Here is a 14,140-nt window from a genome sequence, read left to right on the forward strand (position 1 = left end):
CTGGTGGCCCCTTAAGTAATACCTATCAACCTCCTTAGAAGATTGGTTCAAGAACATCCAGTGCTGCTACCATAGCTTGTTCTTTTTCATTATCCTTTGCTTTTTGTATATGAAAGACACTTACTTGCCTAGTTAAACAAGTAAGTGCCCTAATTGTATTTAGTAACAAATTCTATTTATATTTACAATACTTTCAAACTGCTTAGTAATTAATACCTTTCTGCAAATTTGTAAATGTTTGATTAATTATTTAAATCTATTGATGTCATAATATTTAATTAAATAAAGATATTTCTATCTTTTTATCTATTAAAAATAAAACTCTGCACACCTTAAAACTACTCAGTAATTTCAATATAGTCCTTTGTTGTACTATTTTGTCTTTCATTGTACTCGATTTTATCGCCACGAGCTTTGTCATTCTCGTCCTGCTTGTTAACTATGCCATGTCGTTAACTACCCCTAGCATATAAAATGTCATCTCACTAAATTCTCGTTCTATTCTCGCTATCCCAGTATTAAAATGGCATAACCCTCATGAGTTCCTGATTTCTACATACTTCTATTTTATGACTCTCTCTGCTATTATTCTTGGTCATGCAACTTATCTAGAAATTCGAAAATGTTGCTGCAACGTAAAGTGATAACTGTAAATACCATTTGCCACATTCTAATATCTAAAGCTTGTATCCGTAAAAATATTTTTCTCCCTTTTCCCAGTTTTTAATTGAAAGTCCATTTATATAATCAATAAAATTTTTATAATTGCTTGCACTAATGATAGTATTATAATCTCCAGGCACTTTTTCACCAGTCCAAATTGATAATAAAGATGGAATTAATTCCATTCTTAATGGCTCCTCATTATTTGCTGCAATCATAACTCTCTGGATTAATTTTTTAGCTAATTCTCCAGGAAAAGCTAAATTTTGTTGAAAGTAATAACTTTCCGTATCATTCTCATCACAATATTTAAAATAAAAATCCCCTATTTCGTCTACAGTTGCCTCTTCCCCAATACACTCTTCAAAATTAAGAAAAAAATCAATAGAGTCTTTTATAATAATAGCTGTATTACTAATTTCATCCCACTCTTCAAGTAATGCTAATAAGTAAGGAATTATATCAAGAGAAAGTGATGTTATGGCTGATGATGCAAAAGTGTTTATTGTTTCTTCGGTACCCTCACTAAGAAATCGAAGATTATTTGAATCCCTTAAGTCATCATGTGTTGCAATAGCTAAAAATACTCTAATACATAAATTCAAAACAGATTCATCTTTAGTCTGATTCATTAATTGAATCAATAATGTTTTTTGAGTAAAATCCCCTATTTTATATAATTCTATTAAGTTAAATAAAACTTCCGTTTCTGTAACAGCTTTTAAAATATTTTCTTTGATTTCAGATTGAGATAGAGTTGATTTTTCTTCAAACCATATACTATTCATAAGGTTTCCTGTTTCTCTCACAAATACACCTACTTTCATTCATTAAATTATCTTTTTCCATTGTCTCTTTGCCATTTCAAAACTTTATTTTGGAAATTAGTAACCTCGGTATGTTTTGGATTATTACCAAATACAATAATACCATTTTCATTCTCATGTATTTTTAATACCTTAGCATTCTTTTTACCATAACCCATCTCGTGATAAAAATCCAAATTCAAATCAGCAATTTCCTTACGGCGAATAGATGATTCTCCTGTTTTCTGTATGTTTGAATTTACATTTTCTCCTCCAAAAGCTAAACCTTGTCTATGATGACCTTGTTCAAGTTCTCCTCTTCTAATTAATGCTCGATAGTCTGCTCTTGCTTCCTTTAGTTCTTTTCCCTTTACTATAGTAGATTCATCAGGGTTAGGATACCAATCAGGATTATTTTCATGTAATTTTTTAGCTTCATCATAATATGAACCATAAACATCCTTACCAGAAACATTATTACCATTACCAGTACCCTTATTCCCAACACCATTCCCCTCAACACCCTTAACCTTCTCCTTAATCTTCGGTATATCCTTCTTCGGAACAGTAATCGTTTTAGGAGGTGCACTCGTATTAATATTAACTCTACCACCTCTAAAACCTGAAAAACTACTAAATACTCCACTTACGATAATCGAGTATTTCGTAACGTCTGAGATTTTCTCTCCTGTCCAGTAGTTATACCCTTCCTTTGCTGCTTCGATTTGTTCGAGGTTAATATCGACGGTTTGAGGGACTTCTGGTTTGATTTTACCACTTTTAATGGCCTCGTTGTAGGCTATTGTTGCTCCTGCTACATCTTGGCCTGTTGTACCATTTTTACTTAGCATCCACATGTTTCCGACAAATTTCTTATCGTATTCGCTAAAATCATAGGTTATTTTCCCATTTGTTGTATCTCGTCCAGGGATGCTTTGAACAAATTCATAGGTACCGGATGAGACTTTGACGATTAGTCCATCATCGTATAAATAATACTTTTCGACTGAATCAACACCATTTTTAATCTCAACCATGTCCACAAGCCGCTCTTCTAAACTCTCAAACTCTTCCTTCGTGATCTTCGTATCTGTTAGCTCATTTATTATACTCGCTGCTTCAATTCGATCTTCAATCGAATCTCTGTATCTATTTTTCATTAACATATCCAAATGCGCATTTGGGCCAGGGTATCTTGCTTCGACATACGTATTTGGCAGATATGGGGATGTTCCGTATAGCTCATCGAGTGTATAGTGTGCGTTTTGCTCGATTTCGCTTAGGACTTCCTTGTATGTAGCATTTGTTGCGAATTTCCTGAACGTATAATTTGAGATTGTTACGTCTTTTGATTGGAACATACTTCTTATTTCCGTTATGTACTTTTGAAGAAGCTGTAGGTCTGTTTCTGTGTCAGTTAAATCTTGTGCTCTACCGTGATCGGTTTGATGTAATTGATTAATTGTTCTTTGTGTAAATCTCTTGGCACGTTGAACGTCCATGTAAAAGTTTTCATCGGTTAGATGCTTTATTGACATAATATCGCGAATCGAGCCAAGCGCGTCATTTACGTCCTCTACTAATTGGTGGGTTATTTCAGCTGCTTTTTTCAAGCCTTGTTCGATTTCGGTTTCAAGGAAGCTTTCCTCGATATATCCGTCATCAGCTGGTTCAAATAAGAAAAATAATTTCTCAGCAACATTTAATGCCGCTTTATATTGCCTTATCGTTTGTTCAAATAAGAGAATAAATGGAATATGTACTTCTTGATAAAACATGCGGATTGATTTTCCACTTTTTCCAGTAAAATTATCATCTAGTCCTGTAAAATAATCGATTTGCTTTCTTAAATCTTGAAGCTGATTCTCTAATGTATCGATTGACTGTTTCACCTGTTTTATACCAGAATCAAGATTGCTTGCGTTAAAAAGTTTCACGCTCTACCATTTCACCTCCATCGATAACAAGCACCCTACTCTTTCTCTAAGGCCTGCTTCACTCCTTGTGAAAATGAGTCCATCAATGCTGCTAACGATTCATCAATAAGTTTAAGCGCCTCTAGCGATTGCTCCACTTGTTGATTATGCTCCTTTAATAGCTGCTTATATTGTTCAGCTAGTTGAGTAATCATCGTATTTACTTCATTCATCTTATTCACAAACTCTAATCTATTTTGTTCGGCGATTGAGCTCGTCTTATACTGTAAGGCATTAGCTGATTGGTTAATTGAAGTTAATGCCTTGCTTACCTCCTCATAGGAGACCTTTATTTTTTCACTCATCGGTCATGCCTCCTATCTTCATCGTCTCATGTTCGATCCTATAAAAATGGTAATATTATGTAAATAGGATCATTATCCTGAAATAAATAAAATTTACCAAATACGCTACACCTTTATAACTACGATACTTTACAGAAATAGGATAATAGTCACCAAAAAAATAGGGACAGTCCCCTCACTTCCTAAATCGGAAGCAAGGGAACCGTCCCTCTCATACATACTTCGCAGTGACAGAACGTTCGCAAGCTACTATTCCTGCTAGTGGGCCTTCGTAAAGGATTTCCCCTCCACCAGTACCACCATCTGGTCCTAAGTCAATGATCCAATCGCTATTGCGAATGACGTCTAGGTTATGTTCTATTACTAAAACTGTGTTACCTTTATCTACTAATTTATTGATAATACGTAAAATATTTGCTACATCAGACATATGCAATCCAGTCGTTGGTTCATCTAGTATATAGATGTTACCTTTTGTGTTTAGCTCCTTAGCTAGCTTCAACCTTTGACATTCACCACCGGATAATGTGTTTAGCGGTTGGCCTAATGATAGATAGCCAAGGCCGACTGTTTCCATGCTTTTTAGCTTCGTTTGAATGCTTTTCACATCAAAGAAATCTAGTGCAGCTGTGACAGACATATCCATGACTTCGACAATGTTTTTTCCTTTATAGTTGTATTGGAGCACATCCTGCTTGAAGCGACTGCCCTTACATTCGCTGCATTCTACCTCCATGACATCCATAAACGATAGATTGAGCTGTACCGTTCCAGTTCCACCACATGTTTCACAGGCGCCCTTTGAATTGTAGCTAAATAGCCCTGTTTCCACATTGTTTGCAGTGGAAAATGCTTTGCGGATTGCATCCATAATCCCCGAAAAGGTTGCTGGATTCGATCGGATGTTAGCGTGTACTGGGCTTTGGTCAATGCGAATCGCCTCTGTAATATCCTTCGCAAAAACATTGTTTACAAGTGTACTTTTCCCTGAGCCCGCAACCCCTGTTACCGTTGTGAAAACACCAATCGGCACACGAAGGCTAACGTTTTTCAAATTATGAAGGCTGCTTTTCTTGCTTTCAATAAACTCGGAAACAGGTCTTGGGTTAGAATTCAGCTCCGTTTTACTGCTTAAATACTTTGCTGTAAGAGTGTCAGATGACAATAAGCCCTCATAGCTACCACTATACATGATGTTTCCTCCGCCAGCACCTGCATGTGGTCCAACATCAATGATATGGTCTGCAATTTGGATGACGTCTGGATCATGCTCAACAACTAAAACGGTGTTGCCTTTGTCACGTAATTTAACTAGCAATTCATTTAACCTGTACACATCGCGAGGGTGAAGACCTGTACTTGGTTCATCAAATATGTACATTAACCCTGTTAGGTTGCTTGACAAATACTTCACCATTTTAACCCTTTGAGACTCACCACCAGATAAGGTTGGCGTTTCCCTTGTCAATGTTAAATAGCTTAAGCCAATATCACATAGAGTTTTTAACCGTTCAATCATATTATCGATAATTGGCTTAGCATTTGGTTCATCGATTTGCGGAAGAACGTCAATTAACTGATCCAGCTGCATCGATGTTAGGTCATAAATCGAATAGCCGTTGATTTTAGACGATAACACCTTCTCGTTGTAACGTGTCCCATCACAGGTTGGACATGTTTTCGTTGTCGTATAATCCTTTAGCTTCTTTTCAGCAGCCTTCGTCGTTTCCTTTTCCCGATTCACATTCAACCGCATAAATTTTACTGCTAAGCCTTCATAGGTCGCATTCATTTCATTATCCATGTAGTTGACCTTCACCTTTTGCGGCTCCGCATAAACAAGCTTGTCAAATTCTTCTTTTGTATAATCTTTAATTTTCTTATCATTGTCGAAGAAGCCTGATTCAGCATATGCCTTCCATTGCCAAGTCCCTGGTGCAAAGCCTGAAAGCAAAATCGCTCCTTCATTTAAAGACTTTTCCTTATCAAGTGCCGCATCTGTGTTTAACGTAATAATTTTCCCGATCCCTTCACATTTAGGGCACATCCCACTTGGATCATTAAAGGAATAGGCGTTGGCATAGCCGATTTGTGGTTGAGCAAAACGTGAAAAAAGCAGGCGCATCAATGGCTGAATGTCTGTTGCCGTTCCAAGCGTCGATCGCGCATTCCCGCCAAGTCGTTTCTGATCAACGACAATCGCAGTAGACAGATTGTGGATTTCATCTGCTTCCGGTCTGCTGTATTTCGGAAGAAACTGACGGGCAAAGCTACTAAATGTTTCGTTTAACTGACGCCCTGCTTCCTGTGCAATCGTATCAAAAACGATCGATGACTTCCCTGAACCAGATACCCCTGTAAAAATAGTAATCTTCCCTTTTGGAATCTCGAGATGAATATTTTTCAGGTTGTTCTCTCTTCCATTTACAATTTCGATAAATTCTTGCTTCATTCCTACTCACTCCTTCTCTTCGTTATATTTCGAAATTCGTATAAATCCGTGCAGCTCGCCTCTAGTTGACTCGTGAAAACCAATAATACCAATAGTTAAGCTAGTAATGCAACAAAAAATAACAAAAAATGGCGATGATTTTGATGCTTCATAAAAGCAACAAAATCGTCCCCTTTTTCAGAGTAAAAATGAACCTTTTGATCTTCCCGTTTGTATAGGTAGTAAAGAAAGAAGATTGGAGATGGTATAAATGGGGATTGGTTGGATTTTTTCCCTTATTGTTCTAGGTATATTAATGATCTTAATTTTAGCGATTACAATTCCGATGGATCGCAAACATGTTGTCCGTGAAAATGATAAAATTAACTTTAAGAAAACGAAATTATATTTACGTTGGAATGTATTTGATACACTGACACTTTGCTTAGCTATTTATTCGATTATTTGTGTGCAAATTTTATTTTATCTAATCGCTAGTGGTGAAACAGTTGAAAATGTATTTGTGCAATTTTTTACTAACCAAGCACAGGTTTGGACAATTGTATCGATTATTTATTTAGTTAGCAGAGTATCATTGACGTTAAAATCAATTAAGGAACGTTGGGGCGATGAGATTGAATGAGCGTGAGGATGAATTGATGGTTGCTTACCAAAATGGAGATGAAGCAGCGTTAGAACGAATTTATCTCCTATTAAAACCGGCGCTTTATTCATTTATTTTCCGCTATTCAAGAGATGAGCAATTAAGCATCGATATCGTCCAGGATACATTTGTTAAGCTTCAGCGTTATAAGCACAATTACAGCCGAAGCAATGGAAAACTAAAATCATATCTTTTTCAAATTGCCTACCGCTTAATGATTACAAAAGTAAATCGGCGCAAAAAGCTGCGAAGCCTTTTGCCCTTTCTCACTCCGGTAGAACCTGAGGATTTCCAGCATTCAGACAGAATGACGATTCGCGATGCTATCGCAAAGCTCCCTGAAATTCAACGTGCGGTGATTCTCCTTTCCTACTATCATGATATGCCACAGGAGGAAATCGCGAACGTTCTTGGCATTCCTAAAGGGACCGTTAAATCAAGATTACACACAGCGATCAATAAATTAAAGGAAGAATTGGAGGAAGATGAATATGAGTCACGATCCCTTTCATAAAGAACCGTATTTACAAACGAAGCTGAACGAATATCGAGTCGAGACACCCGAATTCCCAATGAAACGTAATCGCTGGGAACGATTCATTCATTTTCTCGCTTCCCCTGCAAAGGACCCGTTAGAACGATTCATTTCAGCAGCTGATGGGGTAGTGCTGTTAAAGGTAGCTCCAATCGTAGGAACTGTCATTCTTACATTAATCCAAATTTTTATTTTTCTTTAAAAATGCTTCGAAAGGTAAAGCCTACCTTCTACGTTTAATTTGAGAAGTTAGGCTTTAACAAAAATTATGAATTTTTTTCATTGATCATCGTAACAATATACTCAGCATCATATCCTACACCTTGTAATAAAGCGGAACCACGCCGATATTGCCACGGCAGGCCAATAAAATATAATCCTTCAATGCTTGATACACCTCGATTATGGATAACCTTTCCTTTCTGATCGAAAACTCCCTCGATTTGCAGCCACGGAAACTCTGTTATAAAGCCTGTTGCCCAAATAATATTGTTCACTTTTAATGTTGTGTTATCTTCAAAGACTAGCTCATTTTTCTTTGCACTGATTACCCTTTGTTTTAGCTTTACTTCATTGTTCTTAATTGCCCGCTTTAACTCATAGCCAAATAGAGGGTCTCCCTTTTTTTGAATTAGCCTGCCAAGTAACGAATGATTTGTTGCCTTTAAAATCCCTACTTTATCGAACCACCAAAAAATACTTTTACGAAGGAAGACTAAAGGTAAATAGCTTGGATGTTTGCTTACTGCTAAATAGGTCTCCCTCTCTTTCGACAATTCAACGGCTATTTGTGCTCCACTATTTCCCCCACCTACGACGATTACGTTTCCATCACCTAATTGTTTTGGGTTCTTATATTGTGATGAGTGAAGCTGCTTAATCGTCGTTGCTAGATTTGTTGAAAATCCAGGGAGATTAGGGGTTTGAAAAGGACCTGTTGCAACGACAACATTCTTCGCTCTATATTCATCACGATTAGTCTTAATAAGGAAAGCATTATCCACTTTCGAAATAGCCTTCACTTCTTCATTTAAACGAATAGGAAAATGAAACGTTTCTACATATTTCGTTAGATATGCCACTACTTCATCTTTCGTAGGAAAACCATGTTCATCACCGTGAAAAGGTAATCCAGGTAGGGCACTGTAAATCCGTGGAGTAAACAAAACTAATGAGTCATACCTCTCCCTCCAGCTCTCTCCCACTTCACTTCCTTTATCAATTAACAAAAAGGCTTTATTCCGCTTTTTTAAATAGTAGCCAATCGCAAGACCCGCTTGACCAGCCCCAATGACAATTGTATCGTACATTCCCATCCCTCATTAAATATGGTTATATGTTCATATATCAATTTTAAAGGAATGATTTTCTAAATACAACAAAAATAGGGAAGGTTCTTTTGTTTTCGGAGCAAAAGAACCTTCCACCGTTACTCGCTAATTGGCGAACCAGTCGATGTATGCTCATTTATCCATTCAAGTGATTCCTTCGAAACCGCTGACCAATTCGGAATTTGGCTGCTATGCTGCTCAACCCAGCTCATACAATATTGCGGATCAATGCTCTTTTCCTCGCATTGAGCTAAAAAGGCTTGGATGTTTTCCTCCGTACAGTTTTCCCATGAACCACATGTTTCTTTCCATATGCGTTCCATTTCTTGCTTTATGTTGTTCACCAAATTTTCTTCCTCCTTTAGTTCATGTTGACAAATTAAGTTTGTCCACTGTGGTAGCAATTTATGAAATTCAGGTTACTTTTTAAGTCAAACACGCAAGGAGAGGATGATACTTTTTGTATCGTTTATGAAACTAATTGCACAGATTCGTTAATGACAAATTTGTTACAGAATCGATAAAAGGTTTTTATTTATCGTGATTTTCTATAAAATTGAGAGGGTTTAAAAAGGAGGGCAAAATGATCGAAACAGATTTAATCGTCATACTAAAAATGATTATTATTGGGTTAGTACAAGGTTTTACAGAGCCAATTCCAGTATCTTCAAGTGGGCACGTTATGATCGCTAGTACGATTTTAGGGCTTGGGGAACAAGGCTTTACCTTTGCGATATTAACAAATACAGCTTCTTTGCTGGCAATTCTTTTTATTTATCGAAAAGATATTGCTAGATTAGCAGTTCATTCAATCAAGTATGTAAAAACGAAGGATGAGAACTACAAGAGTGATTTTCGCTTTGTTTGCTTTGTTGTAATCGGTACGATTCCAGCAGCTGTTCTCGGCGTGTTATTGAACGATTATATTGCTGAAAATGTGAGTATGACGACAATTGCGATTATGCTCTTTATTACGGGAATTGCTTTATGGTTAATCCGCAATATTAAAGGTGTGAAAGAAGAGTCAGATCTCAAGCTGAAGGATGCTATTATTGTCGGCTTAGGTCAAGCAGTTGCTTTAACACCAGGGATAAGTCGTTCAGGTGCGACGATTATCTCATCCATCGCCGTTGGAATGAAACAGGATACAGCACTTCGCTTTTCATTTATGCTGTATATTCCAATAAGTCTCGGAGGAGTTGTATTAGGCTTTTCAGACTTTTTAAATGAGCCAAATAAAGCAGAATTAGCGATCCCGTATTTATCTGCATTTCTTGCAACTCTTTTCATGACCTATTTTGCAATGAAATGGTTTATGGGAATTATGAAAAATAAGAAGCTTGGATATTTCACATATTATTGTTTTATTGTTGGAGCATTGCTACTAGTGTTTTTCTAAATACACCTATTATGTACCTAACAGGTATTGTATTTAAATAAGGTTCGTCTTGTCTAACAAGATGAACCTTATTGTTTTATCCTGTTATATCCTCATTTAAAACACTCTTACCTATTAAGCTGAAGGCTCTGATTTCTTCCCTTCATGATAATCCTTCCATAGCGAACTGATATAGCTTTCTAACGCTTTAACCATTTCATTTCTTTTGCTCTCTTCGACATTTACAACGTCATTTGCTATATCATTTTTTACTCGAATGAGCACAAATAAAGGGGGTAAGTTTGTCTCACGGAAAGCTTTAATCATGGCTTCTTCCTGTGGTGTTATCTCCATCCTTTTTTCCCTACCTCTCCCGTAAAAACTTATACTTTAAACGATTCACGTCTTATTATATATAGGGAAACCTTTATAACTCTTATTATTTAAATTTCCCTTCAACAAGTACTTCGTTTAATGGTTTACGGCTTGATGGCTGCTCACGTTCTTGAAGCTTTTCTGGTAATACCTCTTTTTCGCCCTGGTAGCCAATGGCGATAACCACTTGAGGCTCAAAATTGTCTGGGATATTTAATACTTCACGTGCTTTATCTCGTTGGAATCCACCCATCGCATGTGTCACTAATCCTTCTCTTGTAGCTTGTAAAGATAAGTATCCCCAAGCTGTACCAGCATCAAAGGAATGGACAGGGTCTTCTTTATCTGAAATGAGAACGGCTAATACGGGAGCTTTTTCACACCATATCCGATTTCCCTCATTAATAAAAGAATGGAATTTTTCTCGATCCTCCTTCGTTCTCGCGATGATAAATTTCCATGGCTGTAAATTATTTGCCGAAGGAGCCCAGCGTGCAGCTTCAAATAATTTCATTAGCACTTCCTCTGGCACCTCTTTTTCTAAGAAAGAACGAGGAGACCAGCGATTTAAATAAACTGGATCAATTTCATGCTCAGCTTGACGAAATGCCTTCGTTTTGATTTCACTCATGTCTTCTTCCACCTTTATACATTATTTTCCTACATTAACAGTTTAAGTACTTTCACTATTTTAAAGCAAATAAAACGAACTTTATTTTCTACATACTTCACCATGATAGGAAAAAAGGGTTCATCCTAAACATGTTTCATGCTATTCTTTATACAAACATTGTACAGCTTTTTATCACAAAACCAATTTGCTAAATGAAGGTATGAAGCATCATAAGGAGATATTATGACGAAAAAGATTACCTATTCTATACAACAAGTGTCTAATATGACAGGACTTTCTAAACAAGTAATCCGAAAATGGGAGGATCGGTACGGCATCATTTCTCCAGAGCGTTTAGAGAACGGCTACCGCATCTATCGTCAGGAAGAAGTTGAGATTTTACAAAAAGTGATCGCGCTAACGAAGGATGGGCAATCTGTCAAACAAGCTGCAGTCCTCCTAAAACAAAATTCCGAAGAAGCAGCAAAAGAAGCGGCTGAGCCAAAAACGAAGCAATTTCTAGATTCCCTTGTAGAAGCTGGAAGAATTGCAAACGACAGGGACATCTTCCAATTGCTCGAACAGGCTCATTATTTATTTGGACTTGAGCCTTTCTTAAAGGAAATTGTCACTCCCTTCTTAGAAAGAATAAATCAATTGCTCCGTAAAAAGGAGTGGGGAGCACATCAAGAGGCAATATGCAGTCAAACCGTTCGCGACTTTTTCATTACAATGCGTCACCGTTTTCACGTTGCTGATTCTTCTCCATTAGTTCTCGGCAGCTGTTTACCAAATGAACGGCACGAAATTCCGTTGTACATACAGCTCATTCAATCCATGGTGCGCAACTATCGAACCTTAATGCTAGGACCATCACCTGCTTCAAACACAATTGAGTCAACGGTTCGGTTAACAAATCCAAGAATTGTCCTATTATCTGGCACAACAGACGCCGTTTGGAAGGATAATGGCGCAGAAATGAGGATGCTTGATGCATTTGCTCATTCAATGCCCGATATTCATTTCTTTATTAGTGGTGATTGTCTAAAATATAAACCTAGATCTCTCAAGCTAAATCATATAAAGGAAATACATTCAATTGAAGAGGTATTTAGCTCCTTACCATCATGAGAACCTGATAAAAAACACTTCAATTTGATACATTTCATCAAAATGAAGTGTTCTTTTTTAAATAAGTTTTAAACTCTTCACTCCTTAGCAATTTAGCCAAGTTTTAGTGATTATTATCGGAATAACATCCTTCTTTTTCCCGTTCATTATTAAAATACGCTTGTAATGATAATAATTAATACAATCGGAACGACCAGAATTAAATACCCAATTGGATTGGCATAATTGATGGTAAACCCAATTCCAAAACGCTTTTCTACAAAGATAGAAGGATCGTTACGATTAAAATAGAATAAACCGCCTTTCCAATACTGATCTTCATCAATACCATCTACCTTTTTTGAAACAGAGTCCGCAACAATTTCCTTTCCTTCTAAATCTGAATCTACACTGCCGACTTTAATTGCTAACCAAACTGTTCCTCCTAAGACAATCACTAAAAAGATTATAGGCGTAATCATCATAAGTAAATTACTAATGATATTTTCATATAGAAGATTTAGGTGTAAAATCGCAAACAGCAGAGTCATTAAAATCTCAACAACAAATAGAAACCAACTGCTATATTTACGGAGGCGCAATTGCCTTAATTCTGACGATTTAACGTTCCCAGCGTTAATTTTAATACCTGAGCGTTTTGTGAAAACATTTATTCCATAAAACATCAACTGCATGATGAGCAAAATAATTGGTAACCCTAGTGCAACCATCCAGCTTTTATCACTGAATGCATCTGGTTGTCCATTTGGCCCCCAGTGTGTTGGAATTTGGCTAGGCAATTGATCGTACAAATTAATCGTTAACGCAATTAAACCAATCGAAACAATGACAGGAATAAGATAAACAAAAGAGGCAAGCATTTCATCCTTTGAACGAGTTTTTAAATCAGCATAATAAACCTTTTTCACTGAACCGAACCACTTTTCAGCTTGCTTTAATTTTGTCATTTTATAGTGAAAATAAAAATAAAGGGACAGCCCCACTAGTAGAAGACCAAAAGTGAAAACAATACCTAAAAGCGCTTGTCTAGTCTCGTTCACATTTTGTCCCTGAATCATTAGGACAGCTAAAACAGCAAGTGTAATAATCGCCGTGATAACCGCATACGTCTTCTTATAGCGAATAACTTGAGGATGTCTCACTTGTTCATAGGGAATAGAGACCCCAAAAACAACTGAACGTTTAGTAATAAACGGAATAAAAATTTGTAGTACCCCTACAAAAAGAACCGTTAAAAAGAAAATCATAAATTCCATGTCCATTATTATACCTCCTTAATTTTTTTCATAATCTTCGAAATCAATTGATGGAAATCTGCTTCATCCAACCCATACACAAGTCCCTCAGCAACAATTGGTCTCAGCTCCTCAACGATCATTTCATATTGTTCATTAGAAGCATGCTTTTCTGAATCCGCAATGATAACGGCTCCTTTTTTGGGGACAATTTCAATAATCCCTTTAGACTCAAGCTCATGATAGCTTTTATTCACAGTGTGCATATTGATTCCTAAATCGCCAGCCAATCCCCGAACTGAAGGCAAAGTATCGCCCTTCACTAGTTCTCCACGGACAATCGATTCAATTATTTGTGTTCGAAGCTGCATATATAATGGAACATTTGATTCGGAATCAAGGAAAATCATTCAAGCACCTCCATTCTCTATTCTATATGAACTATAACAGATATTGTTCTATATATACTATAACAAAACTGTTCTATTATGTATATAACAAAATGATCAAAAAGGAAAAATAGGCGCTTGGTAATATTGGAAATTTCAGGAGGGACAAGATTTTGCCTTCTGTACAATAATAAGAAAACCGAAATCTCTATTATAAAACCAAGAGATTTCGGTTCATTATTACCGATTGACTTATTAACTTTGAAATAAAAGAAATTGATAAAACCCATTGTACGGTTCCATCTTTA

Annotated in this window: 15 protein-coding genes; 5 read left to right on the forward strand and 10 right to left on the reverse strand. The window is 36.6% G+C overall.

The features are described 5' to 3' along the window. Positions 1-677: 677 nt before the first annotated feature. The 4 genes from imm47 to ACTJJ9_RS16440 all read right to left on the reverse strand — a co-directional run bounded on the left by imm47 (position 678) and on the right by ACTJJ9_RS16440 (position 6,202). Complete coding sequence (imm47, locus tag ACTJJ9_RS16425; protein ID WP_095301967.1) at positions 678-1,490, reverse strand: Imm47 family immunity protein; 813 nt, start codon at positions 1,488-1,490, stop codon at positions 678-680. 8 nt (positions 1,491-1,498) lie between these two features. After that, entirely contained in the window at positions 1,499-3,406 is a 1,908-nt protein-coding gene (locus ACTJJ9_RS16430) for an LXG domain-containing protein (protein ID WP_145580395.1), read from the reverse strand. 35 nt (positions 3,407-3,441) lie between these two features. Further along, entirely contained in the window at positions 3,442-3,750 is a 309-nt protein-coding gene (locus ACTJJ9_RS16435; RefSeq protein WP_145580396.1) for a DUF5344 family protein, read from the reverse strand. 211 nt (positions 3,751-3,961) lie between these two features. Then, a complete protein-coding gene (locus ACTJJ9_RS16440) occupies positions 3,962-6,202 on the reverse strand; it encodes an excinuclease ABC subunit UvrA (protein ID WP_145580398.1) in 2,241 nt (746 codons plus the stop codon). Between the two features lie 250 nt (positions 6,203-6,452). Between ACTJJ9_RS16440 and ACTJJ9_RS16445 the strand changes: the two genes are divergently transcribed. From ACTJJ9_RS16445 to ACTJJ9_RS16455, 3 genes are read left to right on the forward strand one after another with little or no spacing between them, the layout of a single operon-like run. Further along, positions 6,453-6,824 carry a group-specific protein gene (locus tag ACTJJ9_RS16445; protein ID WP_095301958.1) on the forward strand — a complete coding sequence of 124 codons (372 nt, stop codon included), beginning with the start codon at positions 6,453-6,455 and terminating at the stop codon, positions 6,822-6,824. Positions 6,825-6,840: 16 nt separating this feature from the next. Further along, entirely contained in the window at positions 6,841-7,359 is a 519-nt protein-coding gene (locus tag ACTJJ9_RS16450) for an RNA polymerase sigma factor (protein WP_145580571.1), read from the forward strand. After that, the gene (locus tag ACTJJ9_RS16455) at positions 7,337-7,582 is read left to right on the forward strand and encodes a hypothetical protein (RefSeq protein ID WP_145580400.1); all 246 of its coding nucleotides are present in this window, start codon (positions 7,337-7,339) and stop codon (positions 7,580-7,582) included. The genes ACTJJ9_RS16450 and ACTJJ9_RS16455 overlap by 23 nt, the downstream gene beginning before the upstream one ends. A gap of 64 nt (positions 7,583-7,646) precedes the next feature. Here ACTJJ9_RS16455 and ACTJJ9_RS16460 read toward each other — a convergent pair whose 3' ends face one another. Both ACTJJ9_RS16460 and ACTJJ9_RS16465 read right to left on the reverse strand, forming a co-directional pair. After that, complete coding sequence (locus ACTJJ9_RS16460; RefSeq protein ID WP_145580401.1) at positions 7,647-8,690, reverse strand: flavin-containing monooxygenase; 1,044 nt, start codon at positions 8,688-8,690, stop codon at positions 7,647-7,649. A gap of 119 nt (positions 8,691-8,809) precedes the next feature. Further along, positions 8,810-9,055, reverse strand: a complete 246-nt coding sequence (locus tag ACTJJ9_RS16465; RefSeq protein ID WP_255451772.1) for a hypothetical protein — start codon at positions 9,053-9,055, stop codon at positions 8,810-8,812. Between the two features lie 239 nt (positions 9,056-9,294). Here ACTJJ9_RS16465 and ACTJJ9_RS16470 point away from each other — a divergent pair, with 239 nt between their 5' ends. Further along, complete coding sequence (locus ACTJJ9_RS16470) at positions 9,295-10,110, forward strand: undecaprenyl-diphosphate phosphatase (RefSeq protein WP_145580403.1); 816 nt, start codon at positions 9,295-9,297, stop codon at positions 10,108-10,110. Positions 10,111-10,224: 114 nt separating this feature from the next. On the opposite strand, the gene ACTJJ9_RS16475 is transcribed toward ACTJJ9_RS16470, so the two are convergent. Together ACTJJ9_RS16475 and ACTJJ9_RS16480 are read right to left on the reverse strand one after the other, a co-directional pair. Beyond that, entirely contained in the window at positions 10,225-10,443 is a 219-nt protein-coding gene (locus ACTJJ9_RS16475; protein WP_145580405.1) for a hypothetical protein, read from the reverse strand. 85 nt (positions 10,444-10,528) lie between these two features. Further along, entirely contained in the window at positions 10,529-11,095 is a 567-nt protein-coding gene (locus ACTJJ9_RS16480) for a nitroreductase family protein (protein ID WP_145580407.1), read from the reverse strand. A gap of 225 nt (positions 11,096-11,320) precedes the next feature. On the opposite strand from ACTJJ9_RS16480, the gene ACTJJ9_RS16485 reads away from it, so the two are divergent. Further along, on the forward strand, positions 11,321-12,208 hold the full coding sequence (locus ACTJJ9_RS16485) for a MerR family transcriptional regulator (RefSeq protein WP_145580409.1): 888 nt from the start codon (positions 11,321-11,323) through the stop codon (positions 12,206-12,208). A 149-nt stretch (positions 12,209-12,357) separates the two neighbouring features. Here the strand turns inward: ACTJJ9_RS16485 and ACTJJ9_RS16490 are convergent, their stop codons facing one another. Next, positions 12,358-13,470 carry a DUF1648 domain-containing protein gene (locus ACTJJ9_RS16490; RefSeq protein WP_255451767.1) on the reverse strand — a complete coding sequence of 371 codons (1,113 nt, stop codon included), beginning with the start codon at positions 13,468-13,470 and terminating at the stop codon, positions 12,358-12,360. 2 nt (positions 13,471-13,472) lie between these two features. Continuing rightward, positions 13,473-13,853: a GntR family transcriptional regulator gene (locus tag ACTJJ9_RS16495; protein ID WP_145580411.1), complete on the reverse strand. Its 381-nt coding sequence runs from the start codon at positions 13,851-13,853 to the stop codon at positions 13,473-13,475. Positions 13,854-14,140: the final 287 nt, after the last annotated feature.

It is taken from the genome of Metabacillus sp. 22489, assembly GCF_052044855.1.
Classification (GTDB): domain Bacteria; phylum Bacillota; class Bacilli; order Bacillales; family Bacillaceae; genus Metabacillus; species Metabacillus niabensis.

What these genes read in the sequence shown, in the direction of transcription:
- ACTJJ9_RS16470 (WP_145580403.1), top strand. Translation starts at nt 9,295, where the DNA reads ATGATCGAAACAGATTTAATCGTCATACTAAAAATGATTATTATTGGG.
- ACTJJ9_RS16490 (WP_255451767.1), bottom strand. Translation starts at nt 13,470, where the DNA reads ATGGACATGGAATTTATGATTTTCTTTTTAACGGTTCTTTTTGTAGGG.
- ACTJJ9_RS16485 (WP_145580409.1), top strand. Translation starts at nt 11,321, where the DNA reads ATGACGAAAAAGATTACCTATTCTATACAACAAGTGTCTAATATGACA.
- ACTJJ9_RS16480 (WP_145580407.1), bottom strand. Translation starts at nt 11,095, where the DNA reads ATGAGTGAAATCAAAACGAAGGCATTTCGTCAAGCTGAGCATGAAATT.
- ACTJJ9_RS16440 (WP_145580398.1), bottom strand. Translation starts at nt 6,202, where the DNA reads ATGAAGCAAGAATTTATCGAAATTGTAAATGGAAGAGAGAACAACCTG.
- ACTJJ9_RS16460 (WP_145580401.1), bottom strand. Translation starts at nt 8,690, where the DNA reads ATGTACGATACAATTGTCATTGGGGCTGGTCAAGCGGGTCTTGCGATT.
- ACTJJ9_RS16495 (WP_145580411.1), bottom strand. Translation starts at nt 13,853, where the DNA reads ATGATTTTCCTTGATTCCGAATCAAATGTTCCATTATATATGCAGCTT.
- imm47 (WP_095301967.1), bottom strand. Translation starts at nt 1,490, where the DNA reads ATGAAAGTAGGTGTATTTGTGAGAGAAACAGGAAACCTTATGAATAGT.
- ACTJJ9_RS16455 (WP_145580400.1), top strand. Translation starts at nt 7,337, where the DNA reads ATGAGTCACGATCCCTTTCATAAAGAACCGTATTTACAAACGAAGCTG.
- ACTJJ9_RS16475 (WP_145580405.1), bottom strand. Translation starts at nt 10,443, where the DNA reads ATGGAGATAACACCACAGGAAGAAGCCATGATTAAAGCTTTCCGTGAG.
- ACTJJ9_RS16435 (WP_145580396.1), bottom strand. Translation starts at nt 3,750, where the DNA reads ATGAGTGAAAAAATAAAGGTCTCCTATGAGGAGGTAAGCAAGGCATTA.
- ACTJJ9_RS16445 (WP_095301958.1), top strand. Translation starts at nt 6,453, where the DNA reads ATGGGGATTGGTTGGATTTTTTCCCTTATTGTTCTAGGTATATTAATG.
- ACTJJ9_RS16450 (WP_145580571.1), top strand. Translation starts at nt 6,841, where the DNA reads ATGGTTGCTTACCAAAATGGAGATGAAGCAGCGTTAGAACGAATTTAT.